The sequence below is a fragment of the Pseudochrobactrum sp. sp1633 genome, assembly GCF_030376605.1.
Taxonomy (GTDB): Bacteria; Pseudomonadota; Alphaproteobacteria; order Rhizobiales; family Rhizobiaceae; genus Pseudochrobactrum.
The window spans coordinates 1-25485 of the sequence record NZ_JARRAE010000009.1; the positions used below are offsets into that span (position 1 = coordinate 1).

General features: G+C 51.0%; 25 protein-coding genes. 13 read left to right on the forward strand and 12 right to left on the reverse strand.

The genetic code is table 11. The annotated features are described in order from the left end of the window. Positions 1-245 precede the first annotated feature (245 nt). Positions 246-659 carry an Rrf2 family transcriptional regulator gene (locus P8H26_RS11335; protein ID WP_289633123.1) on the forward strand — a complete coding sequence of 138 codons (414 nt, stop codon included), beginning with the start codon at positions 246-248 and terminating at the stop codon, positions 657-659. Between the two features lie 6 nt (positions 660-665). Here the strand turns inward: P8H26_RS11335 and znuA are convergent, their stop codons facing one another. Then, the gene (gene znuA, locus P8H26_RS11340; protein ID WP_289633124.1) at positions 666-1616 is read right to left on the reverse strand and encodes a zinc ABC transporter substrate-binding protein ZnuA; all 951 of its coding nucleotides are present in this window, start codon (positions 1614-1616) and stop codon (positions 666-668) included. 182 nt (positions 1617-1798) lie between these two features. Between znuA and P8H26_RS11345 the strand changes: the two genes are divergently transcribed. From P8H26_RS11345 to P8H26_RS11355, 3 genes are read left to right on the forward strand one after another with little or no spacing between them, the layout of a single operon-like run. Continuing rightward, positions 1799-2710: a metal ABC transporter ATP-binding protein gene (locus P8H26_RS11345; protein WP_289633125.1), complete on the forward strand. Its 912-nt coding sequence runs from the start codon at positions 1799-1801 to the stop codon at positions 2708-2710. After that, positions 2703-3527 (forward strand): metal ABC transporter permease, encoded by an 825-nt coding sequence (locus P8H26_RS11350; protein ID WP_289633126.1) that lies wholly within the window; start codon positions 2703-2705, stop codon positions 3525-3527. The genes P8H26_RS11345 and P8H26_RS11350 overlap by 8 nt, the downstream gene beginning before the upstream one ends. Position 3528: 1 nt before the next feature. Then, a complete protein-coding gene (locus P8H26_RS11355; protein WP_289633127.1) occupies positions 3529-3972 on the forward strand; it encodes a Fur family transcriptional regulator in 444 nt (147 codons plus the stop codon). Between the two features lie 56 nt (positions 3973-4028). Here the strand turns inward: P8H26_RS11355 and P8H26_RS11360 are convergent, their stop codons facing one another. Further along, positions 4029-4850: a LuxR family transcriptional regulator gene (locus P8H26_RS11360; RefSeq protein ID WP_289633129.1), complete on the reverse strand. Its 822-nt coding sequence runs from the start codon at positions 4848-4850 to the stop codon at positions 4029-4031. Positions 4851-5551: 701 nt separating this feature from the next. On the opposite strand from P8H26_RS11360, the gene P8H26_RS11365 reads away from it, so the two are divergent. The 4 genes from P8H26_RS11365 to P8H26_RS11380 all read left to right on the forward strand — a co-directional run bounded on the left by P8H26_RS11365 (position 5552) and on the right by P8H26_RS11380 (position 9630). Further along, positions 5552-6655, forward strand: a complete 1104-nt coding sequence (locus P8H26_RS11365; protein WP_289633130.1) for an ABC transporter substrate-binding protein — start codon at positions 5552-5554, stop codon at positions 6653-6655. Positions 6656-6895: 240 nt separating this feature from the next. After that, entirely contained in the window at positions 6896-7765 is an 870-nt protein-coding gene (locus P8H26_RS11370) for an ABC transporter permease subunit (RefSeq protein ID WP_289633261.1), read from the forward strand. After that, the gene (locus P8H26_RS11375; RefSeq protein WP_289633131.1) at positions 7762-8565 is read left to right on the forward strand and encodes an iron ABC transporter permease; all 804 of its coding nucleotides are present in this window, start codon (positions 7762-7764) and stop codon (positions 8563-8565) included. The genes P8H26_RS11370 and P8H26_RS11375 overlap by 4 nt, the downstream gene beginning before the upstream one ends. A 3-nt stretch (positions 8566-8568) precedes the next feature. Beyond that, on the forward strand, positions 8569-9630 hold the full coding sequence (locus P8H26_RS11380) for an ABC transporter ATP-binding protein (protein WP_289633132.1): 1062 nt from the start codon (positions 8569-8571) through the stop codon (positions 9628-9630). Positions 9631-9688: 58 nt separating this feature from the next. Here the strand turns inward: P8H26_RS11380 and gndA are convergent, their stop codons facing one another. The 3 genes from gndA to P8H26_RS11395 all read right to left on the reverse strand — a co-directional run bounded on the left by gndA (position 9689) and on the right by P8H26_RS11395 (position 13193). Then, positions 9689-11107, reverse strand: coding sequence for an NADP-dependent phosphogluconate dehydrogenase (gene gndA, locus P8H26_RS11385; protein ID WP_289633133.1), 1419 nt, complete (start codon positions 11105-11107; stop codon positions 9689-9691). A 144-nt stretch (positions 11108-11251) separates the two neighbouring features. After that, positions 11252-11869 carry a GNAT family N-acetyltransferase gene (locus P8H26_RS11390; RefSeq protein WP_289633134.1) on the reverse strand — a complete coding sequence of 206 codons (618 nt, stop codon included), beginning with the start codon at positions 11867-11869 and terminating at the stop codon, positions 11252-11254. A gap of 193 nt (positions 11870-12062) precedes the next feature. Continuing rightward, on the reverse strand, positions 12063-13193 hold the full coding sequence (locus P8H26_RS11395) for a type III PLP-dependent enzyme (protein ID WP_289633136.1): 1131 nt from the start codon (positions 13191-13193) through the stop codon (positions 12063-12065). Positions 13194-13967: 774 nt separating this feature from the next. On the opposite strand from P8H26_RS11395, the gene P8H26_RS11400 reads away from it, so the two are divergent. From P8H26_RS11400 to P8H26_RS11410, 3 genes are all read left to right on the forward strand, one after another. After that, positions 13968-14897: a LysR family transcriptional regulator gene (locus P8H26_RS11400; RefSeq protein WP_289633137.1), complete on the forward strand. Its 930-nt coding sequence runs from the start codon at positions 13968-13970 to the stop codon at positions 14895-14897. 80 nt (positions 14898-14977) lie between these two features. Next, complete coding sequence (locus P8H26_RS11405; RefSeq protein ID WP_374708286.1) at positions 14978-15655, forward strand: DUF1007 family protein; 678 nt, start codon at positions 14978-14980, stop codon at positions 15653-15655. Between the two features lie 74 nt (positions 15656-15729). Then, positions 15730-16854 (forward strand): nickel/cobalt transporter, encoded by a 1125-nt coding sequence (locus P8H26_RS11410; protein WP_374708287.1) that lies wholly within the window; start codon positions 15730-15732, stop codon positions 16852-16854. Here P8H26_RS11410 and P8H26_RS11415 read toward each other — a convergent pair. The 6 genes from P8H26_RS11415 to P8H26_RS11440 form a co-directional block, all read right to left on the reverse strand. Next, positions 16851-17081: a hypothetical protein gene (locus P8H26_RS11415; protein WP_289633138.1), complete on the reverse strand. Its 231-nt coding sequence runs from the start codon at positions 17079-17081 to the stop codon at positions 16851-16853. The two genes, P8H26_RS11410 and P8H26_RS11415, sit on opposite strands and share 4 nt — an antisense overlap. Next, the gene (locus P8H26_RS11420; protein WP_289633139.1) at positions 17078-17773 is read right to left on the reverse strand and encodes a GNAT family N-acetyltransferase; all 696 of its coding nucleotides are present in this window, start codon (positions 17771-17773) and stop codon (positions 17078-17080) included. Before P8H26_RS11420 ends, P8H26_RS11415 begins: the two co-directional genes overlap by 4 nt. A gap of 38 nt (positions 17774-17811) precedes the next feature. Beyond that, the gene (modC, locus tag P8H26_RS11425; protein WP_289633140.1) at positions 17812-18933 is read right to left on the reverse strand and encodes a molybdenum ABC transporter ATP-binding protein; all 1122 of its coding nucleotides are present in this window, start codon (positions 18931-18933) and stop codon (positions 17812-17814) included. Then, on the reverse strand, positions 18930-19613 hold the full coding sequence (gene modB, locus P8H26_RS11430; RefSeq protein ID WP_289633141.1) for a molybdate ABC transporter permease subunit: 684 nt from the start codon (positions 19611-19613) through the stop codon (positions 18930-18932). The genes modC and modB overlap by 4 nt, the downstream gene beginning before the upstream one ends. 16 nt (positions 19614-19629) lie before the next feature. Next, a complete protein-coding gene (modA, locus tag P8H26_RS11435; RefSeq protein ID WP_289633142.1) occupies positions 19630-20373 on the reverse strand; it encodes a molybdate ABC transporter substrate-binding protein in 744 nt (247 codons plus the stop codon). Positions 20374-20498: 125 nt separating this feature from the next. Then, a complete protein-coding gene (locus tag P8H26_RS11440; protein WP_289633143.1) occupies positions 20499-21422 on the reverse strand; it encodes a rhodanese-related sulfurtransferase in 924 nt (307 codons plus the stop codon). 243 nt (positions 21423-21665) lie between these two features. Between P8H26_RS11440 and P8H26_RS11445 the strand changes: the two genes are divergently transcribed. Both P8H26_RS11445 and P8H26_RS11450 read left to right on the forward strand, forming a co-directional pair. Then, the gene (locus P8H26_RS11445) at positions 21666-22289 is read left to right on the forward strand and encodes an N-acetylmuramidase family protein (RefSeq protein WP_289633144.1); all 624 of its coding nucleotides are present in this window, start codon (positions 21666-21668) and stop codon (positions 22287-22289) included. Positions 22290-22353: 64 nt separating this feature from the next. Then, a complete protein-coding gene (locus tag P8H26_RS11450) occupies positions 22354-22992 on the forward strand; it encodes a 2-dehydro-3-deoxy-phosphogluconate aldolase (RefSeq protein ID WP_289633145.1) in 639 nt (212 codons plus the stop codon). Between the two features lie 66 nt (positions 22993-23058). On the opposite strand, the gene P8H26_RS11455 is transcribed toward P8H26_RS11450, so the two are convergent. Next, on the reverse strand, positions 23059-24909 hold the full coding sequence (locus tag P8H26_RS11455) for a DUF882 domain-containing protein (protein ID WP_374708288.1): 1851 nt from the start codon (positions 24907-24909) through the stop codon (positions 23059-23061). Positions 24910-25485: the final 576 nt, after the last annotated feature.

The window sequence follows — 25485 nt, forward strand, 5'->3', positions numbered from 1 at the left end:
CAATCCAAACTGTCAACACGACTTTTCAAAAAAATCACATAAATCGTAAAGTTTCTTTCCACAGGGAAAAATACAAAAATTAAACAATTGTTAGCCAGTTTTCAGTGCCCGCACATTCAGATTCGTATGCATATTATAAAACGACAAGCACCCCTGCCCTGCTGTTCCGCATTTGATACCGGCGACGGTCTACGCTACACATAGAGCACAATAACAATATATATAATGCAGGGAACACCGCTTACATGCTGACTAAAAAAGGGAAATACGGCCTCAAAGCTATGGTGCATCTGGCCGAAGCCCCGCAAGACAATCTTATTTCCGTGGGCGAGATAGCCAAAGCCCGTAATATTCCGCGTAAATTTCTCGATAATATCCTGACCGATTTGCGCGTCGCGGGATTTGTACTGAGCCGCAAAGGAAAAGGCGGCGGCTTCTGTCTGGCTAAGCCGGCCGATCAAATTTCAATCGGCAATATCATCCGCAGCCTTGATGGCCCGCTGGCCCCCCTCCCCTGCGCAAGCAAAACAGGATATAAAGCCTGCGAAGACTGTATTGAGGAAGATTGTAAAATTCGTCGTATGATGCTGGAAGTGCGCGAAGCCATCGCCAGCGTACTTGATAAGCGTACACTGGCAGATGGCTTCAGCGATTTTTGATGCAGATTATTGCAAACACGATTTCAAAGATGTCGCCAGATTAGGGATCAGTTGCGGGTAAAGCTCTGGTCCGTCTTTTATATCTGCACCAAGCGGATCAAGGACGCCTGTTTTTGCCTCTGTACCCTCAAGCACAGTCTTAACCAGCGCAGACTCAAATTGCGGCTCGGAGAAAACGCAGGTCGCACCTAAGGATTTCACCTTGGACTGAATTTCACGAATACGTGCCGCTCCCGGCGCCTTTTCCGGATTGACTGTAATTGAGCCGGCCGCAGAAAGTTCGAACCGGCGCTCGAAATACTGATAGGCATCATGGAACACAATATAAGGCTTGGTGCGCACCGGCTCCAACTCCGCCGCCACGTCTTTTTGTAATGCATCAATCTTATCCGCATAGGCTGCCGCATTTTCCCGATACTGCTTTGCGTGATCAGGATCAGCCTTGCTTAACGCCTCCGCAATCGGCACCAGCATCAGTTTAGCGTTTTGCGGATCAAGCCAGATATGCATATCATCATGATGATGATCATGCGCCTCACCTTCCGCGTCATGGTCGTGACTATGTCCATGCCCGCCGTGATCATGCGCTTCAAAATTTCCGCCTTCACGAGCGGAGAGGATTTCCAGTCCCTTTACCTGATCCAGCCGGACAACCTCAGCCTTTGCACCGAGACTTTCCAAAGGCTTCGTCAAATAGGTTTCCATTTCCGGCCCGACCCAGAAAATCACCTTTGCTTTTTCCAGCGCACCGGCATCGGAAGGCTTCAGACTATATCCATGTTCTGACGCTGACCCCTTGACGATGAGCTCCGGCTCCCCTGCCCCCTGCATGACTGCGGAAACCAGCGAATGGATTGGCTTGATTGAAACCACCACATCGCCTTTTTCCGCAGCCAATACAGCTTGGGATGAAACAGACAATAAAGCGGATGCCAGCAAAACTCGGATAACAGACATAAAACCTCACAGAAATTGCCATTAAAAGCTGCCACCATTTGCAATGGCAGCACGCAGATACAATATGTTATAAAGTTACATTATTGCGTAATGCTATAACGTATGAGATAACCGCTGACAAGAGATAAAGCGGTTCCTATATCTTCATTCAGTTGAACCGCTCTGAATTGCGAAAGCGAACAATGCATCACTCATTATCAACAGCGCCAAACGGACAAACGCTACCTCATAAACTAGAGCCGGAAATTCTTCTGCGTCTGGACAATGCAGGTGTTGAGCGCAACGGACGCTGGCTTGTTCGCAATATCAGTCTTAATTTGCACCGCGGTGAAATTGTCACCCTGATCGGTCCGAATGGTTCAGGGAAAAGCACGACAGCTAAAATGGCACTGGGCATTCACAAGCCGGATGAGGGCAGCGTTAAGCAAGAAAAAGAGCTGGCAATCGGCTATGTCCCGCAAAAAATCACGATCGATCCGAGCCTGCCGCTAACGGTTGAACGTATGATGCGTATGACCCGCCCCTTAAGTAAAGATGCAATTACCTCCGCTCTGGAGCTTGCGGGGATACCTCAGCTCATGAATGCTCAGGTCGTTCACCTTTCGGGCGGCGAGTTTCAACGCGCGCTTCTTGCCCGTGCTTTTGCCTGCAAACCGGATTTACTGGTACTGGATGAGCCATTGCAAGGTGTCGACTTTGCCGGTGAAGCCGAACTTTACGAGAAAATTGCCCGATTCCGTGACCAGACCGGCTGCGGCGTGCTGATGATCTCGCATGATCTGCATATTGTTATGGCCGCAACTGATCGGGTTGTCTGCCTCAATGGTCATATCTGTTGTAGCGGTACACCGGTTGATGTGGCTGCAAGCCCTGAATATGCCAAGCTTTTCGGACTGCGCACTCCGCGCGGAGCAGATATTCCGCCGTCAATTGCCGTTTATACACATCATCACGACCATACCCATCTGGCTGACGGACGTGTGCAACATGCAGACGGAACGATAACCGATCATTGTCACCATGATGACGGCCATCATCATGAGCCCGCTGAAGAGCATAACCATTCCAAAACCGGCGGGCACAAACATGTTTGATGATTTTTTCTTCCGCGCCATGCTTGCCGGAATTGGCATTGCCTTAATCACCGGCCCGATTGGTTGCTTTATCGTATGGCGGCGTATGGCCTATTTCGGCGATACAATGGCGCATTCCGCCTTGCTTGGTGTCGGTCTGGCTATGCTGTTTGACCTGAATATCATGGTCTCAGTCTTTATTATAGCATTCACCATAGCCATGCTGCTGGTTGTTTTGCAGCGGCGGCATACGCTTTCGGCCGATTCCCTGCTGGGCATTCTCTCCCATGCCACGCTGGCTTTCGGCCTTGTGCTGGTAGCCTTCATGACATGGATTCGCTTTGACCTTATGTCACTGCTCTTCGGCGACATACTCGCGGTTTCTGTATCCGACCTCATTGCTATCTATGCCGGTGGCGCACTCATATTAGCCGCACTGGTTAAACTCTGGCGGCCGTTGCTGGCAGCGACTATCAGCGAAGACATTGCACAAGCTGAAGGCATGAAGCCTGAACTTTACCGCACACTCTTTATGATTTTGTTGGCATTGCTGATTGCCATTGCCATGAAGATTGTGGGCATTTTGCTGATTACCGCTTTGCTGATTATACCCGCAGCCACAGCACGGCGTTTTGCTATTTCGCCGGAACAAATGGCCATTTATGCAGCATTCATCGGCGCTTGCGCAGTTATTGCCGGCCTGTTCGGGTCACTCAATTATGACACGCCATCAGGGCCATCCATAGTCGTGGCATCTGTGATCTTTTTTGTTATAAGCTTACTACCTTGGCAGAAACTCAAAGCATCTTTGCCAGTTGCGCGCGATAAGGAGACTTGAGATGACCAGTCACACGCATTCAGTAACAGCTGCAGCTGCGCGCGCTCCTAAACTCACACGCAATCAAAATCTCGTTCTGGAAACGCTTGCAAAGGCTGAATTTCCGCTCAGCGCCTATACTATTCTGGATCAGCTTCGTGAGGATGGTTTCCGCGCACCTTTGCAGGTTTATCGCGCACTGGATAAATTGCTGGAATACGGCCTGATCCATCGTCTTGAAAGCCTGAATGCCTTTATCGCCTGCGCACATCCGCATCATCAGGAACACGGCCATCTTCATGGCATTGCTGCTTTTGCGATTTGCGATCAATGCGGTCTGGCTTCAGAATTCTCGGAACCGGAAATTGAAGATTGCGTGCAGCACTGGACGCAGAAAAATCACTTCCATCCAAGCAAAACCACGCTGGAAATTCGCGGCCTTTGTGCCAGCTGTGCCCATAACTAAGCGCCTATAGGCCAGATCCCGCACCGCCACTGCACCGGTGCGGGAAATTTCAGATCTCACCCCTGAAGATGTGATGTATCCGGCAGAGGTATAATGCCAAGCGACATCGCCACCGCAACCGCGGATGTACGGTTAGCACAGCCAAGCTTGATCTTGGCATTTTGCAGATAGGTCACCACGGTCCAGCGGGCAATGCTGAGAATCTCCGCAATTTCACCATCCGTCTTGCCACGCGCCGCCCATTTCAGGCAGTCAACTTCGCGCGGTGTCAGAGAAACCAGCGACTGCACTTCTGTCTTTTGAGTTGAGTAATCACAAACTGCCGTCAGAACAGCTTCGTGCACCTGAGCAGCAGCAAGCAAAAAATCCTTCTCCAGCAAACGGATCAGCTCTGCGGCAGACATTCCGTTCTTTCCGTTTTGATTTTTCAGATCATCAAACGCAAAAATTGTATGCGCATCGCCTCGTCCGTTCAGGCGTTGAGTCACCATTATATATAATGTACCGAAGTTGTGGGCGCGCATATCATCCACAAAACTCTGCAACAAAGGCGTGTTTTGCTTTTGATTATATATCTCGGCAATACTGACGCTGCGCGGCTTCTGAACATCAGACCATTTCTGATGGAATAACGGATCAATGTCGAAATAGCTTTTCACCGCATAATTCACCACCCAATCGGCAGGATATGTGGAGACAACAGCGCGGACGGTATCGTCACTTGTATGATCATCAGGATGCTTGGGCGTGATATGCGTAATATGTCGGCATGAAAGCCGCTGCCGCACAGCAAGATATGTCTCAAGTATAGACGAGCGATATTCTTTACCAAAGAAACTGTTCTGAAAATCAGGGAAATGGATAAATTCAAATTCCATAGAGAAATTCCGTTTTGAGCACCTTAAAATCGGCGAAATGAAACCACAAAAAAATGAAACAATAAAAACGCGCAAATATGAAAATGATTCGAAAGCAAAAAACGCGCGAAAGCCTTGTGAACGAATACTACGTCTTAAATGCAGCAGAAAATATAATTTTAGTACGATGCCGCAAACCAGACATTAACGACAATCATCTTCATAAAATAAAACCGGCCATCACTCCTTTCCTGGCTCTAGACCCGATGCGGGCCTCAATGAAACACCAAATTAAAACAATATATTAAAAAGAATTTTCATTCGCTTACTTACAAAAACGCACATATTTGCATCGACGTTTTATTAAAATGTTTTTATCGCAATGCACAACTACCAACTCTTTGCCCGCAATATATATACTGTTAACGACATACGAAAAATCACATCCTGAGCAAATGAAAGTAATTTACAGCGCTCATCCGCCAAGAAAAATTCAGAGAATATTTAATATATTCAAACCATTACGTGTTTCATTAACTTTTATTCATTTGTCATGGCCGAAACTGCAACATTCAATTGCTTGCGATATAAAAACATGGTTCACTTGCCGCGGGATTGAAGAAAAACGATAGCTGTCATGCAAGTTTCACAGGACACGCCTATCGAAAAAACACGAGGCTGGCCTAAAACAGGCCTCCCGTAGATTTAAGGGGAGTATATCAATGCTTAACAGAACAACTCGGCTGTTGTCCCTCACAACAGCAATCGCTTTTGCCGGCACCACATTCTCTGTGGCTGCGCCGTCAGAAGAACTGATTGCGGCTGCGAAAGCTGAAGGTCAGCTGACCACAATCGCTCTGCCACATGACTGGTGCGGCTATGGCGAAATCATCAAGAGCTTCAAAGACAAATACGGCATTCAGGTCAATGAACTGAACCCTGATGCAGGCTCCGGCGATGAAATCGAAGCGATTAAAGCAAACAAAGACAATAAGGGCCCGCAGGCACCTGACGTGATCGATGTTGGCTTTACTTTCGGCACCACTGCCAAAGCGGCCGGTCTGCTTCAGCCTTATAAAGTATCAACATGGGATTCGATCCCGGATGATGCAAAAGATGCAGAAGGCTTCTGGTACGGCGACTATTACGGCGTTCTGGCCTTTGAAGTAAACAAAGACATCATCAAAGATGCTCCGCAGGACTGGGCTGATCTGCTCAAGCCTGAATTTGCAAATGCTGTTGCCCATTCCGGTGATCCGCGTGCATCCACACAGGCAATCCTGAGCGTGTATGCAGCTGGTCTCGCTCTTGGCGGCAAAGCCGGTGAAGAAGCAGCAACGAAGGGTCTCGAATTCTTCCGTGATGTGAACAAAGCTGGCAACTTCGTACCGGTTATCGGTAAGGCTGCATCTCTGGCACAGGGTTCAACCCCGATTGTTATCCGCTGGGATTACAACGCGCTTGCTGATCGTGATACGCTGAAAGGCAATCCGGAAGTGGAAGTTATCATTCCGAAAACCGGTGTTGTTGCAGGCGTTTACGTGCAGGGCATCAGCGCCTATGCACCGCATCCGAACGCAGCCAAGCTCTGGATGGAACACCTTTATTCCGATGAAGGCCAGATCGGCTATCTGAAGGGCTATTGCCATCCGATCCGCTTCAACGCTATGGCAAAAGAAGGCAAGATCCCTCAGGATCTGCTCGACAAGCTGCCACCGGCAGAAGCTTACCAGAAAGCTGTTTTCCCGACATTGGAAGAACTCGACAAGTCTCAGGCTGTGATTACAAAGAACTGGGATAGCGTCGTCGGCGCGAATGTTCAGTAAACTGAACCTCTGATACTGCTGCTGTTACGGGAGCTTATAAAACCTCCCGTAACAGTTTTCGCAATTTGCGTTTTAATGCGGCACATATCATCATAGACAACAACTCAGCGGGTAGATCAGTTGCACTCTTGGCTGAATGCTTGCAGATTTCAGCACCTCAATCTGCGGAATATTTCATAGTCGCAGACGATAAAAAGCAAAAATAATATGAGCTTGTCCAGTAATGGCGTAACATCTGACATGCCCCCCGCGCGCCGCGCCAAGCGTCGCCTGCCATTAGAGTGGCTGGGTGTTGCCCCTTTTTTCGCATTCGCAATTCTGTTTCTGCTTTGGCCGACCATGTATCTGGTGGTTGGTGCGTTTCAGGATGATCAGGGTAATTTCACCCTGCAAAATATTATAGATTTGTTTGAACCCGGCATCATGAGTGCCTATTGGGTCTCGATCAAAATCAGTTTTGCCTCCGCATTAGGCGGCGCAATCATCGGTTCGTTCATGGCATGGGCGATTGTGCTGGGCAAACTGCCCCGTTTTCTGCGCCCGACTGTGCTCACATTCTCCGGCGTCGCGTCCAACTTTGCCGGTGTTCCGCTGGCTTTTGCGTTTCTCGCCACACTCGGCCGCACCGGTTTTGTCACCATTTTACTACGCGAATGGTTCGGATTTAACCTCTATGCCACCGGCTTTAACCTGCTGAGCTTTTTCGGCCTGACGCTGACCTATCTGTTTTTCCAGATTCCACTGATGGTGCTGATCCTCACGCCTGCTTTGGATGGTCTGAAAAAAGAATGGCGTGAGGCTTCATCAATTCTCGGTGCCACAACATTCCAATATTGGCGCATGGTGGCCTTTCCGATTCTCTGGCCAAGCCTGCTCGGCACCAGCCTGTTGCTGTTTGCCAATGCCTTTGGCGCCATTGCAACGGCCTATGCGCTGACCGGCTCTTCGCTCAATATCGTACCAATCCTGCTTTATGCGCAGATTCGCGGCGATGTTCTGCATAATCAGAATCTCGGCTATGCACTGGCTCTGGGTATGATCCTGATCACCGGCATTTCCAATCTGCTCTATATCTGGCTGCGTATGCGCGCAGAACGGTGGCAGAAATGAAACTGAAATATTTCATTCCAAAAACCCTTGGCGCATGGATCGCCTTTCTGATCGGTGCCATCTATTTCGTAGTACCTCTGATCGGTACATTTGAATTTTCCCTTCGCATGCGTCGCGGTGAATATTCATTCGATGCCTATCGCGTAGTGCTGACCGACCCGAATTTTCAGGCAACCTTCGGTTATTCCATTCTCTTGGCAATCATGACGATTATTTTCGGCGTGTTGCTGGTAGTGCCAACGGCCTACTGGGTACGTCTGCGCATGCCGTATTTGCGTCCGGTGATTGAATTTATCACGCTGATGCCACTGGTTATTCCGGCGATTGTTATCGTGTTCGGCTATTTGCGGATTTATAACTCGTCCTCATGGCTGCCATTTACCGGCTCGACACGGGCAACAGATATTCTGCTGATGTTCGGTTATGTAACGCTGGCATTGCCTTATATGTACCGCTCGATTGATACGGCCATGCGCACAATTGATGTTCGTACGCTGACAGAAGCAGCGGAAAGTCTGGGCGCAAGCTGGCCAACCATTCTGTTCAAGGTGATTTTCCCGAATGTGCTTTCCGGCGTTATGAGCGGTGCATTCATTACTTTCGCTATCGTCATCGGTGAATTTACACTGGCTTCTCTGCTCAATCGTCCGGCTTTCGGCCCTTATCTGCAGCTTGTCGGTGCAAACCGCGCCTATGAGCCGTCAGCATTGGCAATCATTGCCTTCGGCATCACATGGTTGAGCATGATTATGCTGCAGCTTGTCACCCGCTTCTCCAAATTTAAGACAGCAGGCAATTAAGTCATGGCTTTTCTCAATATTAACAATCTCAAAAAAAGCTTCGGCGCCAATACTGTTGTCCATGATTTCAGTCTGGCGGTTGAAAAAGGTGAGTTCATATCGTTTCTTGGGCCATCGGGCTGCGGAAAAACCACCGTTCTGCGTATGATTGCCGGTTTTGAATCTCCCGATCAGGGTATTATCGAAATCAACGGTCAGGATGTGGTCGATCTCAAGCCGAACAAGCGCAATATCGGCATGGTATTTCAGGCCTATGCACTGTTTCCGAATATGACTGTGGCGCAGAATGTTGCCTTTGGTCTGCGGGTTTCCGGCAAGCCAAAAGCCGAGATCGATGCAACGGTTAAAGAAATGCTGGAACTGATCCGCCTTGAACATCTGGCAGATCGTTTTCCCTATCAGATGTCCGGTGGCCAGCAGCAGCGCGTTGCACTCGCCCGTGCTTTGGCTACAAAGCCGCAGGTTCTGCTGCTTGATGAACCACTTTCCGCATTGGATGCGAAAATTCGTGTTTCGCTGCGTGAAGAGATTCGCGCCATTCAGCGTAAACTCGGCATCACCACGGTCTTTGTGACCCATGATCAGGAAGAAGCTCTGTCGATCTCTGACCGCATTGTTGTGATGCATGAAGGCATGGCCGACCAGATCGGCACGCCATTTGATATTTACAACCGTCCGGCAACGCGCTTCGTGGCATCATTCGTTGGTACCTTGAACATGCTGGAAGCCCGTGTGAATGACCCGCATAGCAACACAGTCGATCTTGGCGGTAATACCATTACAGTTCCGCAAACACTGGCCGCCTATCAGAAATCAGATGCAATCACCTTAGCCTTGCGGCCGGAAACGATCAGTCTTGAGGCATCCCCTGCCCGCAACAGCAGTGTCGAAGTGATTGTGCAGGATGTACATTTCTTAGGTTCGGTTATCCGTACCCGTGTTGCGCTTGGCGAGAACCAGCTGTCTTTTGACAGTTTCAACAATCCGGCAATGCGCCCGCCACAGCATGGCGAAAAAATCACTGTCCATTTTGCGGCACAAGATTTGTTGATTCTGGGAAAATGAAAAACAAAAGGCCGGACTTGATGAAAGTCCGGCCTTTCTTATCCTGTGCAAACAGCAATTACAGTCCGTCGCCCCAAGGGCCGTGGAAATCACCGTCTTTATCGATTCGCTTAAAGCCATGCGCACCGAAGAAATCACGCTGCGCCTGAATCAGATTGGCTGAGCCACGCTTCTGGCGGAAACCATCAAAATAGCTGATTGCCGAACTCAGTGCCGGTACCGGCACACCGGCGGCAATCGCGGCGGCTACAATTTTACGCAAATCTTTCGCCGCAGTCCCCATTTGGGTAGCAAAGGCCGGTGCAAGAAGCAGGTTCTCAACTTTATTGGCAGCAAAAGCCTCACCGATTTCATCGAGAAATTGCGAACGGATAATGCAACCCGCACGCCAGATACGCGCAATGGTCGCCAGCGGCAGGTTCCACTGATGCTCAGCGGATGCTGCGGCCATTACCGCAAAACCCTGCGCATAGGCTGCAATTTTTGCTGCCAGCAAGGCCTGCTCCAAAGCATCAATAAAGGATTGATCCGCTTTAATAGCTCCGGCCTGTACCGGATCACCATAGGTTTGCGCCATTTTCTGCCGCAGCTCAATCAAGGAGGAAATGGAGCGCGCAGCGACTGCCGCCTCAATGCCTGTTGCCGGAACACCGAGAAACTGTGACTCAATGGCCGCCCAGCGTCCGGTGCCTTTTTGCCCCGCAGCATCGAGAATAATATCCGGCACCGGTTTTCCGGTTGCAGGATCAATCGCCTTCAACACTTCCGCAGTAATCTCGATGAGATACGAATTGAGCGCGCCTTTATTCCAGCGTGCAAAAATCTCTGCAATTTCTGCAGCGCTCAATCCGCAGGCATCGCGCAAAATACCGTAAATTTCTGAAATCATCTGCATATCGGCATATTCAATGCCGTTATGAATGGTTTTCACAAAATGCCCCGCGCCATCAGGCCCCATCAAAGCACTGCATGGTTCACCTTTATATCGGGCTGCCACGGCATTCAGGATCGGTTCAATCCGCGCATAGGCATCTGTTGTGCCGCCAACCATCATCGACGGCCCGTTACGCGCACCTTCTGCTCCCCCGGAAATACCCATGCCGACAAAAGTCGGATCATTTTCGCCGAGTGAATTCAGACGACGCACCGTATCGCGATAATCGGAATTGCCGGAATCAATGATGATATCGCCTTTTCCGAGAAAGGCTTTCAGCTTGGCCATTTCCGTATCAACCGGCGCGCCTGCTTTGATCAGCATAATAATCGGACGCGGCTTCGCAATATTCGCGCTCAGCTTTTCCATTGTCTCACAGGGAATAATACGATCCTGCAACACACCACTCGATGCATAGAATTTCTCAAGAACCGGTGCTTCACGGTCATAGACAGCGACGCGATATCCCTTTTCGGCAATGTTGAGCGCCAGATTGGAACCCATTACGCCAAGCCCGATCAGTCCGATATCCGCCAGTTGCATGCTGATTTCCCTATATATGAAGACCACCGGCAGAACACCGGATCATTATGATATAGGTATGATACTTAAAACAGGTTTCAACTGAAACTGTGATTATGGCAACGATAATCCTGAAAACCACACCGATTTTCAGGATATCATATTTCAAACAGCGATTGCACTTTGCTCGGATGTCAGTTTGCCGGTCGCAGTCAGCACACCGGATGCACCGTCCAGATAATTTTCTTCCAGCTCCAGCGCCAGAAAACGATGACGCTCCACCGGTCCCGGCATCGCTAAGCCCGACATGTTACGATCGATAAATCCAAAGCGGTCATAATATTCCGGATCACCAACCAGCAAAATCGCCTTATGTCCGAGCGCCTGCGCATTGCGAATAGCCTGACGCATCAAAGCCGAGCCGACGCCGCGCCCCGCATAAGCATCCTCAACCGCCAAAGGCCCCAGCAGCAAAGCAGGCACAGCTTCTCCGCCCGCTTTTTTACCGGCAGAAATATGCCAGAGCCGGACACTGCCGATCATCGCCCCATGATCATCGCGCGCAACCAGTGCCAGACCATAGGCAGGCACGCGTTTGCGACGCAGCTTTTCTGATGATTTACGCTTGCGCCCCTCACCCATCACACGGTCGAGCAAAGCCTCACGCGCACTGCTGTCCGCAGGCGTTTCATGAACAATACGAAAAGAAGCCAGTGCCGGAGCAGAGACTTGCGCGGCTGACAATTCAGCCGTGGTTCCGGCCGCAACAGAAGAAGCAGACATCAGCGTGAACCTTAAAGCATTTGCGTGAGGCAAATGCGCCAAAACAAAGAGGTAAGGGGTATCGTTTCCTCACACACATATGAGGATAAACACAAAGCAAAAATCTTATGTGACAAGACCGGTGAAATCTCTTCACCGGTATCATTTTCAATGTGTGACAGGATACGCGCCTCGCAGGAGACGCATATCAGTATCAGATCACATAGGAACGCAGCGGTTCAAAACCGTTAAACGCAACAGCCGAATAGGTTGTTGTGTATGCGCCTGTGCCTTCGATCAGCACTTCATCACCGATGGTCAGCGAGACCGGCAGCGGATAAGGTGTCTTTTCATACATCACATCGGCGCTGTCGCAGGTCGGGCCTGCCAGAACGCAAGGCTCCAGCTCATCGCCGTCACGCGGGGTTACGATCTGATAACGGATTGCTTCATCCATGGTTTCAGCCAAACCACCGAATTTACCGATATCGAGATAAACCCAGCGATTGTCATTGTCAGCTTTGCGGGAAACCAGAACCACTTCGGTTTTGATTACACCGGCATTGCCAACCATGCCGCGGCCTGGCTCGATAATGGTTTCTGGCAGACGATTGCCAAAATGACGGCTGAGCGCATCGAAAATCGCTTCGCCATAGGCCTGTGCAGTCGGAATATCTTTGAGGTAACGGGTCGGGAAACCACCGCCCATATTGACCATCTTCAGATTGATACCTTCTTTAGTCAGCAGATCGAACACGCCTTTGGTATCGGCCAAAGCGCGATCCCATGCAGTCAGATCAACCTGCTGCGAACCGACATGGAACGATACGCCATAGGCATCGAGACCAAGCTTATGTGCAGCGCGCAGAACATCGACAGCCATTTCCGGCACGCAACCGAATTTGCGCGACAGCGGCCATTCTGCACCTTCGCCATCAGCAAGAATGCGGCAGAAAACGCGCGAACCCGGTGCCGCACGGGCAACCTTTTCCACTTCTTCAACGCAATCAACAGCATAGAGACGAATGCCATAGGCATAAGCGCGTGCAATATCGCGCTCTTTCTTAATGGTGTTGCCATAAGAAATGCGGTCAGCAGTTGCACCGGCATTCAGTGCCATTTCAATTTCTGCAACCGAGGCTGTGTCGAAGTTCGAGCCCATAGAGGCGAGCAGCGACAAGATCTGTGGTGCAGGATTTGCCTTTACCGCATAGAAAATGCGCGAGGCTGGCAGAGCCTTTTCAAAATGTTCATAATTTTCACGCACAACGTCGAGGTCAACGACAAGGCAAGGGCCTTCCGGACGTCGGGTGGCAAGAAAGTCGATAATGCGCTGAGTAGCCATCCTGATCTCCTGAACTGCATTTAAGCAGTAAAAAGCCGCATCTTCATATCATTTGCGATGCGAAAGCCTGCCCCCGCGCGTTTACCGCACAAGGTTGAGCATGGTTTCAAAGGACTGATGAGCAAATACCTGCGCATACACGCATCAAAAGCCATCAGAGGGACAAACTGCCTTACGGCAAATATGAATCAGCTCTTCGCGCAACCGGCCTTTGGAGATGCAGGAAACACGGAACAAATACATATGCAGATGGATCAACGCCCTGAATTTAGCGTTTTTCCGCTTTGTCTGCCTTGGCTTGGAATAGGGAAATCCCGGTTCCGCACTTAGGGCAATGAGGGTGTGCCTCTTTGAGTTCCCGACCTGTGGAGAGCCGGAAGACACCAGAAAGGCCCGCACCGTCGTTGCTTCAAGGTGTCCTTGATCCGTGGTTGGCCATCAGATCAACTGGAGCGGTTAGGTCCAGGTTACCGTACCGGTCTATTCTCCATTCAGAATACCGGCGGACACCCACAGGCACGTGCGACTTTGGGCAAGCGCGATATAAGATGATTTATGTGTCCACACAATGACAAATTTGCACTGATTTGATTTTTTTTGGTTAATAAATCACTTCTTTATTCAAAAGACGGCGCAGTGTTTTATGTAGATGATAAAAACGGGTGTCTTATTGATTGCAACACAGCGAATCACTTTGATATTTCTGAGACATTTTGAATATTCAGGATCGCGATATATGGTGCAGTTTGGTCGCTGATCTGGAGGGAAAAGCATATGGACACACTCACACGGATGCGTGCTTTTATTGACGTTGTAGAGGCTGAAGGCTTCTCGGCGGCGGCACGCAAAATCGGCCGTTCAAAAGCGCTTTTGTCCAAATATGTGCGCGAGCTGGAAGACGATCTGGGTGTGCGCCTGCTTAACCGCACAACACGGCAATTCTCGCTCACAGAGAGCGGCCATACCTATTACCACCGTGCCACGGAAATTCTGCGCGAGCTGGATGACCTTCAGGATTCCATTTCTGAGAGCAGCGGCGATGTTCGTGGTAAAATCAAACTGACAGCTCCGCGCAGCTTTGCTGATGCCTCACTTGGCATGTCTCTGATTGATTTTTGTGCCGATCATCCTGAGATTTCTCTCGATATCCACCTCGACGACCGGTTCGTCGATCTGGTTGAGGAAGGTTTTGACCTCGCAATCCGCATCACGCGCCTGCAGGATTCATCCCTGATTGCCAAACGCCTGACAGCTTTCCATACAGTTGTTTGTGCCTCACCTGAGCTGATAACGCGCTTTGGCAAACCGGAACATCCGGAGCAATTGCGCGAGATGCCATGCATCACCGATACCAACAGCCGCTCGCGTAATAACTGGCAGTTCCGCAATCAGGACGGCTCAATGATGACCGTTGCTGTCCGTGGCCCGCTTGAGGTCAACAGTCCGCTCACCACAATGGCCGCTACGGTCAAGGGGTTGGGTTTCAGCGTTTTACCCCGTTTTGTGGCCGATGGCGAACTGACCAAAGGGACGCTCATTCCGGTACTTCAGGACTATATGCTCAATGACGGCGGTATTTATGCGGTTTATCCGCATCGCACCTATCTGCCTGCCAAAGTGCGTCTGCTCGTGGATTATCTCGCCAAATGGTTCAAAGATAATCCGTGTAAAGAACTGACAAATGATGAGACAGTGAGCTTATAAAATTTTGTCGTAGTTTTGCCTCACTCATTCCCCAAATTCCGAACCAGCATTGACCGCTCCAAAGAATGATTACCGTCTCCATGACCAGCAGCAAAAACAAGTCTTTACTGAATGTCCTCGGCCTGACCTGTCTCATGACAGGCCTTGGTGTGGTTGCGGCATCAGCGCATCCGCATGTTTTTGCTGAAGCACGTTTGGAAATCACCATCACACCGGATGGTTCTGTTGAAAAACTGGCGCATGTCTGGCGCTTTGACGACCTGTTCTCGTCAACTGTATTGATGGAGTTTGACAAGAAAGGCACGTTGAAACTCGACAGCGCCGAACTGAACGAACTCAGCACGACAATCGACACATCCATCGCCGAATATAAATATTTTCAGACGGTTACGCAGGACGGCAAAGACGTTGCCATGAACAAGCCTGAGCATCTGATTGCAGACCTGCCGGATAATCAGCTGATTGTTCTGTTCGAAAGCAAACCGGAAAAACCACTGAAACTGGAACCGGGGCATAAGCTGAGTTTCGGCGTTTATGACCCGACTTTCTATACCGCCATTGATTATCTGAAAGACGAAGATCTCATCATAAAGGGCATGCCGTCCGGTTGCACTTCCGCCGTTGTGCGTCCTGATCCTGATGAGGCACTGGCCCAAAACCAGCAAAGTCTGACACAGGCGTTTTTTGACGAAGCTGCCGCCATGACCAATGATGTGTCCAAGTTTTTCGCAACCCGCATAGAAATCACCTGTAAATAACCAGCCAACAACCGGTTTAACATGACCGGCTCGAATTTCATTTTGTTACGTTATATCATCAGAGGCATTCCGGTATGAACCACGCAAAGCACCACACTCTTGCTCTCTCACCGTTAAGAGCCTGTGCTTTGCTATTGACCATTCTATGCGCTGGCCTGTTACTCGTGCCGCACTCTCAGGCATGGGCACAGTCTTCGCTTGGTATCGGTGCCAGCGAGGTTACGCTGAAGCCGACCGGCCCTTTTGCCCATCTGATCATGTGGATTAATGCCGAGCAAAAACGCTTTTACCTGATGATGACCACCGCTCTGAAAGCCATGCGTGAAGACCCGTGGCAGGCATGGGTACTGGTAAGCCTGTCTTTTCTCTACGGCATTCTGCATGCCGCAGGCCCCGGCCACGGTAAAGCGGTGATCTCATCCTATATGATTGCCAATGAAACCGCCCTGCGGCGCGGCATCATGCTTTCCTTCGTCTCATCCATATTACAGGCAATTTCTGCTATTGTGCTGGTCAGCCTCGCATGGTTCGTCCTGCGCGGCATCGGCATTTCAATGGGACAAGCAGGCCGCACTATGGAAATAGCCAGTTATGTGCTGGTCATTTTGTGTGGTGTATACATTATCAGCCGCAAATTGCGGCCGCAGCCGAAAAGCGCGCCGTCTATCATTCCGGAACCGGTGAGCTCTGAACCGGTCTGGCAAGGTGCATTATCATCATCGGCCATGCAAAAACCCTCGGCACTTAACACCTCCATGCGGCTTAAATATCAGCCTGCCGGTGCCAAAGCCGCTGCTTTCGACCATGATTTTTCAGGCAACGGTGCCAATTGCTCGGCCTGTGGCCACAGTCACCTTGCCGATCCGTCCACATTAAATGGTGATTTCAACTGGAAAACAGCATGGGCAGCGATTATCGCCGTTGGTATCCGTCCCTGCTCCGGCGCGATTATCGTGCTGACATTCTCAATGCTCAACGGCTTGTTGCTGGGCGGAATTCTTTCCACTTTCGCTATGGCATTCGGCACATTTATCACCGTTGCTCTGCTGGCCACACTTGCTGTCACCGCAAAAAACACCGCGCTCCGCCTTGTCAAAAATCCGCTGATGTCAGCACGCTTGCAAACGGCGATCGAAATCGCCGCTGCATTATTCATCATTCTGACCGGTGTGCTTCTGCTGATAGCTGCCCTAAGTTAATTCTCTTTGTGGTGTTTTCGCTGTGATTTCGCCCGCAGCCAGAACACCACAAAAAAGGCCATGACAAAGACGATTGCAATCAGCGCTGCCAGCACATGGCTGTATGGCCCGACCGCCAGCATGATAATCGGCATGGAATAAAACAGCGCGCCAAACACCACCATGATCACGCCGGCCGCAATGGCAGCATTGCGCGTATCATTCTTATTTTGTTGTGGTGTTGTCATGCATTGGCTCCCTGAAATGCATCATCCCGAAACGCTTCCAGCTTTTTAATCTGCCGCCCGCTGGCATCAAAATTATCCGGTGAAAGCCATGCTTCATAAGCCTGTTTTAACACCGGCCATTCACTGTCAATCACCGAGAACCATGCCGTATCGCGGTTCTTGCCCTTGGCGACCAGATGTTGACGGAAAATACCTTCGAACTGAAAGCCGAACCGCTCTGCCGCACGTTTTGAAGGCAGATTGTCATTATTGCACTTCCACTCATAACGCCGGTAGCCAAGTTCTTCGAAAGCATAGCGCATGAATAAATACTGCGCCTCTGTTGCCGCCGCCTGACGAGAAATCAACGGTCCCCAGTAAATATTCCCGATTTCAATGCTCCCATTCACAGCATCAATTCGCATCAAAGCCTGTCGACCGGCAACTTTGCCGGATGCCTTGTCAATTACAGCAAAAAACAGCGGGTCTTTACTCGCAGCCGATTTTTCCAGCCAGGGACGCATGTCTTCGAGCGTTGCTGGTGCATGGTCAAACAGCCATGTGAAACGGCTATCAGCATCCTCGACACTCGAGGCCTCGAACAGCCCCTGCCCGTGACTGCTCACATCCAGCGGCTCCAGCCGCACATAATGCCCGTCCAGAACCTTCCGCTCAGGAACAGGCCGCGCTGTCCACTCTGACAAGTCCTGCATAATCATTCTCCTCTTCCTCAAAAGGAAATGACCATATTTTATGCAGATTGCAAACTGATTTCATTTTGCTGAAGACGTGCTGCACTGCGATCTATCGACACTGCTTTGATAAGCGCAAAAACCTGCTCACCGGCCTGCAATTTCAAATCCTGCACAGACTTGCGCGAAATTCGCGAAAGCAGCTGCACATCACCCAGATGCAGGCAAAGTTCAGCGAACGGCCCGTCATCGGTAGAGATTGAGGTAATCGTCACCGGAAAAATATTGCGGATACTGATATCGACCGGCGCAAAACGCGACAGAGACACATCGCGCGAGCGGATTCGCAGACGCACTTTCATACCCGATTGCAGCGCATGATCTGTCAGCTGAAAATGATGCCCGCCAATAGCAATTTCAGCCATTGCATAGGCGTCATCACTGCGGGTGACTTCGCCCTGCAAAAGCACACTGGTCGTATCGCCCGTACCGTCAATCTGACTAAAAATATCAAACACTGATCCGCTTTCCCGTACCCGTCCCTGCTCCAGCAGCACAAGCGTATCTGCCAGCCGCGCCACTTCATCGACCTCATGGCTGACAAAAACGATCGGCACTCCGCTCTCATCCCGCAGCCGCTCCAGATAGGGCAAAATTTCCTGACGCCGTGCATGATCCAGCGATGACAGAGGCTCATCCAGCAACAAAAGTCTGGGTGCCGACAACAGGGCACGACCGATGGCCACGCGTTGTTTCTCGCCGCCGGACAGTTGATGCGGTTTGCGTTGCAACAGCGTTTCAATCCCGAGCAATGTGGTGATTTCTTCCAGACTATGTTCTGAGACACGCTTTCCCGCCCATTGTGCATAGGTCAGATTGCGCAACACGCTGAGATGCGGAAACAACCGGCTATCCTGAAAGACATAACCGATATGCCGTTGCTCCGGTTTGAGATTGATGTTTTTCGCACTGTCGAACAACACATGATTGCCGATAGCAATGCGCCCCTCCGCAGGGCGCAGCGTTCCGGCTATCATACGCAGCAATGTGCTTTTTCCGGCACCCGATACGCCGAACAAGGCGGTCACGCCGCTCTCTGCACGAAATGCAGCCTTAACCTGAAAGCTGCCATTACTGCCCTTAACATTCATATCAAGCGCAGCCGGTATAGTTTTTTTCATGACCGGCGCTCCCCGCTCAAGCGACGCTGCAACCACTCAGACAGCACCACCGCCAGCACAGACAACACAACGGAAACCAGAATAAGCTTCAAAGCCGCCGCATCACCGCTCGGCGTCTGCATCAGGGCATAAATCGCCAGCGAAAGAGTTTGTGTCTCTCCAGGAATATTGGAAACGAAAGTAATCGTCGCGCCAAATTCGCCCAGCGCCTTGGCAAAACCCAGTACACTACCGGCGATAATACCCGGTATCAGCAAAGGCAGTGTCACCGTCATAAAGGCTTTGATCCGACTGGCACCCAATGTGCGGGCAGCCTCTTCCAAACCCTTATCGATATTTTCAATCGCCAGCCGCATCGGGCGGATCAGCAATGGCAGCGCCATAATGCCGGCAGCAAGCGCCGCACCCGTCCAGCGGAAAGCGAAAGTAAAATCGAACCATTGCAGCAGCAAGCTGCCAATAGCACCGCGTGTGCCAAACAGCACCAGCAGAAAATAACCGGTCACCACGGGTGGCAACACCAAGGGCATCGTCAGTACAGCCTGCAACAGGCTTTTGCCCCAGAAATTATAACGCGCCAAAATCCAGGCAAAGCCGAAAGCAACCGGCAACGCCCCGAGGATAGCAAGGCCTGCTATCCTCAAAGACAAAGCGATGATTTCCATTTCCGGCAATGCCATAGCTCATATCACCGTCTTATTTTGCTTCAGCCGCAGGAACAAAGCCTTTATCGGCAATGATTGCCTGTCCGGCATCGCTGCGCAGAAATGCAAGAAACGCTTGTGCATTCTCATCAGGCTTGCCGACCAGCGCCGCAGGATAGAGAATTGGCGCATGGCTGGATGCAGGGAAACGATAAACCTCTGTCAGCTCAGGCACCTGCGCACGGTCTGACGCATAGACAATACCGGCCTTCACTTCACCACGCGAAACATATTGCAGGGCAACACGCACATTCTCGGCAAAGACCGCATTTGCAGAAACATCAGCCCAGATACCGAGCTTTTCCAGCGCCGCCTTACCATATTTACCGGCAGGCACATTTGATGGATCGCCCATCGAGAAACGACCGGCTTTGAGGATCTCTGCGGCCTCTGCCGGTTTTGTATCTTTGGCACCGGCGATCACCAGCGCATTACCGGCAATCACAGCGCGGCTATCATTATCAATCAGTTTGCGTTCCTGCACATAATCCATCCAGTCGAGATCTGCTGAAATGAAAATGCTAGCCGGCGCACCGGCCTCAATCTGCTTCGCCAGAACTGAGGAAGAGGCATAGGACGCTGTTACTTCCGCACCGTTTTCAGTTTTGAATTTTGCTGCCGCCGTATCAATCACATCTTTCATGCTGGCCGCAGCAAAAACAACAATTTTCTCTGCCGCAAAAGACGGCAACACAGTTCCTGCCAGCAGGCCGAGCGCAACAACAAATTTGATCATGATATCCCTCAATATTTTTTCAATCATTATATTCCTTCATGCATAACGATTCCTGCCCTGTGCTTCAAGCAAATAAAAAAGGCTCCCCGAATGGGAGCCTTTCCAAAATGACATCTGATTATAAATCAGTCGCCGATATGCTGCTTTGCTCCGCGCTGTTTGGCGAGCAGAACCTGACGCTGGCGCTCGGCATAGCGGGCACGGTCAGCATCGCTGCGCTCATGATAGCAGCTGTCACAGGAGATACCTTCTTCGTAAAACTGAGACAATTTGCTTTGCGGTGTCACCGGATTGCGGCAGGCACGGCAAAGCTCCACATCGCCCTCGATCAGACCATGACCAACGGATACGCGCTCATCAAATACAAAGCATTCGCCTTCCCAGCGTGTGTCTTCAGCAGGCATATCCTCAAGATATTTCAGAATACCGCCTTTAAGGTGAAACACATCATCAAAGCCCAAACCTTTAACAAAAGCAGTTGCCTTCTCGCAGCGGATACCACCGGTGCAGAACATGGCAATCTTTTTGCCTTCCATTTCGCCGCGATGATCTTCAACCCATTGCGGGAACTCTCGGAATGTCTTGGTCTTCGGGTCAATCGCACCTTTGAAAGTACCGATGGCATATTCATAATCATTACGCGTATCGATGAGAATGGTGTTCTCATCATCAATCAGCGCATTCCATTCCTGCGGCTGCACATAGGTGCCAACGCTCTGCAACGGATCAATCCCGTCCACACCCATGGTCACGATCTCTTTCTTGAGACGTACTTTCATGCGGTTAAACGGCATCTGGCTAGCTGTTGAATATTTCAGTTCAATATTCTGCTCACACAAGGCAGGAATAGCCTCAATGAAAGCGATCAGCGCGGCAATGCCGGACTGTGTACCGGCGACCGTGCCGTTCAGCCCTTCCGCAGCCAGAAGCAATGTACCTTTGATACCCTGCTGATCGCAAAGCTCAGTCAGCGGCGCCTGAAAATCTTCAAAATCCGGAAAACGCGCAAAACAATAAAGCGCAGCAACAGTGAAATGTGCTTCACACATATAGATAAACCTCAATAGCTGGTCGCCTCGCAAAGGCGCTGCCCTGATAATTCTGCCTGACTACCCCAAGAGATAGATCAGACAGCCGAAAACAGACGGATCTGTTAGTTTTGCTGTAACGCCGCTTTTCGCTGATTTCAAGATCAGCACCGGAATTTACCCGTTGTCCGGCACTAATCTATCCCCGTCTTGCAACAGCATGGCAGATTTGAACGGGTCTTATCGGTCAGGAAAGGACAGTGCATGTTCGATGCGACGGTCAGAGAATTGTTTTTACAGGCAGGTCAAATGCACAATCTTGATCCCGCAGCACTGGCCGCAATTGCACAGACGGAAAGCGGCGGCATTGTCACAACCCGCATCAAAGGCCGCGACGAACCACTGATCCGTTTTGAGGGGCATTATTTCGACAAACGCCTTTCCCCTGCAGAACAGGCAACAGCGAGAGCACTGAAACTCTCCTCCCCCAAGGCAGGCGCAATTCCCAATCCAGCTGGTCAGGCCGCGCGATGGCAGATGCTGGAACGTGCAGCCCGCATTGACCGTGTTGCCGCTTACGAATCCACCTCATGGGGTGTCGGACAAGTGATGGGCGCGCACTGGCACTGGCTCGGCTACCCATCTGTGGAGGAGATGACAGAGACCGTGCGCAGTTCAGTGACACAGCAAATTGAACTGATGACCCGCTTTATCGTCTACGGCAATCTGCGCGATGTGCTGAACAAGCATGACTGGCGAAAACTGGCCCATAGTTATAACGGCCCGCTCTTCGCCAAAAACAAATATGACCTCAAACTCGCGCAGGCCTATGCGCTCTACAGGCCATTGTTTCCACCCTTCCGCCCTCTTGCTGTATCAACAGCATAGACAAAATCCCACCTGGCAGCTAAATCGATTGTAAAATAATCAGTGCAGTTGCTGGAGGGTGAGAATGTCGCAGAAAACTGAAAGCCTAATCCCCGTCATGACAGGGCAGACCGTAATTCCGGTTCTGCTGATCGACAAAGCCGCAGATGCTGTGCCGCTGGCACGCGCACTGGCTCGTGGCGGATTGCCTGCCATCGAGATCACTCTGCGCACCAGCGCAGCACTGGATGCAATTCGTGCAGTGGCAGATGAAGTACCGGAAGCTATTGTCGGTGCGGGCACCATCCTCAATGCGCAACACTATGAACAGGCCGTCGCTGCCGGTTCAAAATTCATTGTCAGCCCCGGCGTGACTGATGCCATATTGCAAGCCGCCGATAACAGCCCTGTCCCTTTGTTGCCGGGCTGCGCAACTACAAGCGAAGTCATGAGCCTGCGTGAACGCGGCTATACCCATGTAAAATTCTTCCCTGCGGAACAGGCAGGCGGTGCACCTTACCTCAAAGCACTCTCATCCCCGCTCGCAGGCACATTCTTTTGCCCGACAGGCGGCATCAGCCTGAGCAATGCCATGTCCTATCTGACCCTGCCAAATGTGCTGTGCATCGGCGGCTCATGGATTGCACCGAAAGAACTGGTCAATGATGGCAAATGGGATGAGATCACGGCGCTGGCAGCCGCAGCTGCCGCACTCAAAGCCTGAGCAGCATCAAAATCTCGGCAATAAAAAAGGGAGCATAAAGCTCCCTATTTTTCATTCTTTCGTCGATCAGTTGACCTTCGAGAATTTGGCAATCGACATAAAGGTCACCGCATTCCCCGTAAAGCGGTTGGCGTTACCAGCCGGCATGTCCTTCTGGAAACCGGCAGTGTAAACCACGGTCGGTGCCTGACGCATTGCATCATTCCGCAAGACCGGATTAGACGCTGGTACAACCTTAGCTACAGGTTCATTCGATATAGCAACTTCTGTTGCGGTATCCGCTGGCTGAAGAACAGCATTGGCAGCGGCTTTAGCAGCAGGACGGTCCGAACGACCGGCTTTAGCGGTTGTACGCACAGCTTCAGCGGCTACAGCATTATTCTGAACAGGCACTGCAACTTCACGGTCAGAACGGGTAGCGCGCACATCCTGCGGCATCACCATAGCGACCTGCTGCTCCTGTACCTGCGGACGTGTGGCAGGAATGGAAGCCGTGTGGTCGCTGTTGCTCAGCAGGTCAGCAATCGCATCCTGACCGGCATCAGCACGGGCAACAGGTTGCTCCTGAGCCTGCACCGGACGCGATGCAGGAATAGCAGCCGACGCCAGAACCGTATTGATTGCCTGACCGGCACCCTGCGGACGCTGCACCGGAACCGGTACATAGCCGCTCAGCATTGCGCCTGAATTGGCTGGAACATCAGCGGCAACAAGCGCTGCGATTTGGTCTCTTGCCGGTTGTTGAGCGGCAGAAGGTGCACCTGTGGCACCGGCATAAGCCTGTGCTTCCAGTGTATTTGGCGCAGGCGGAGCCATAGCCAGCAGAACCTCAGCCTCAGACTGCGGACGCTTCACCGGCACAGGCACTGCAAAGGCCATTGCGGCTTGCGCATCTGGCGTCATTTCCACCGGTGCGCTTGGGCGCGGCGCATTCAACGGCACCGGAGCATCACGCGCAGGCAGAGCTGCAATCAAAGCTTCCTGCGGAGCCTGTTCCGGCTCCAGCGGGGCAGGAACAGCACGATTAGGCACAGCTGGCACCGGAGCCTGACGTGCAGGCACTGCGGCAGCAGGTGCCGTACGTGCAGGACGGGCCGCAGAGGCAACGGCACGGCCGCTGCTTTCACCATTATCTTCTTCTTCATCGGCACCGCCGCCAAACAGCATGCCAAACAGAGATTTGCTCTTCGGCTTGGCAGAGGCCATCATCACAGCGCCGCCGCCAGCTTTACGTGCCTCATAGGCAGCAAGAGCCTGCTCATAACCCGGCAACGGCTTACCATCGGTCGGAACGTGAATTGTTTTGCCATCCGGAAACACTGCCAGCAATTCGCGGCGGCTCAGGCGCGGCCAATGGCGCACGCTGCCAACATCCAGATGCACAAACGGCGAACCGGAGGTCGGGTAATAGCCAACGCCGCCGATCTGATAACGCATAGCGGTATCACGTACTTTTTTCAGCGGAACGCCCGGAATGAAAAAGTCCATCGCTTTACCAAGCGTATGCTGGCTGCTTTTGGCCACGCCGCGGGTACGCGAGCGCAGCATGGAATTCGTGGCCGGAGAACGATAAGCGGAAACAACAGTAATATAATCGCGGCCACCGGCGGTCTGATAGACCTGCCAGACCAGATCGAACAAGCGCGGATCCATTTTGGTCGGCTCATTGCGGCGCCAGTCGCGCAAAAAGACATTCAGCTTTTTCAAACCGTCCGGCAGATAGCGGCCGTTTTTCTTGAACGTGATTTCAGCACGCTCACCGGTATGAACAAAGTGCAGTTTCAGTGTACGGGTTTCGGCCGCAGCCTGAGACGGCGCGAAAGCTGTAACAGCGGTGAAAACAAGAGCCAGCTGCGCGCTGAGTTTAATAACTCTGCCTGCCCAGCCTGCCAGTTTAGATGTTTTGCTGTTTTTCAATTTCGAATGCCTTACCGTTTACAGTCACGCTACTCAGATGAATATCGGATTTAATGGTTAATAGACACTTATTGAACAGACAATGAGTTTTCACCATGACAAAAAAACTGCATTCGGGAAGCACTTTCCATCATGGTAAAGAGTTTATGAACAGATTTTACAACTTTAAGAGGTAGAACCCCCGACACGCACGCAACAAATTTGCGCGACACAAAAGCAACAGCTCTGTGGCATATATGCACCATCCGATTGAAAATATTTACTTTTCAGGGCCAAAACTCAAATTAGCCCGTCAAACAGATTTTGAAATCCCAATTCTGAAAATCAGAAAATTCATATAATATTTCAGCAATATAATCCCTGTATGCGTGTAAAAAACCTCTCTTTTTTACTCACTTTGTTTCGGATTTGTAACGCAATGTGATGGGATAAATGGCGCCAAACAGGGAACCAAATCAGTTTTCACCCTGCTTCGTGACCCAAAAATCACAAATTCCACACCAGACAGCCCTGTTCGCCGCCTCATTTTCACCCCTCATGATCATCAGAGCTTAACTTTCCGGCCAACATAAATCA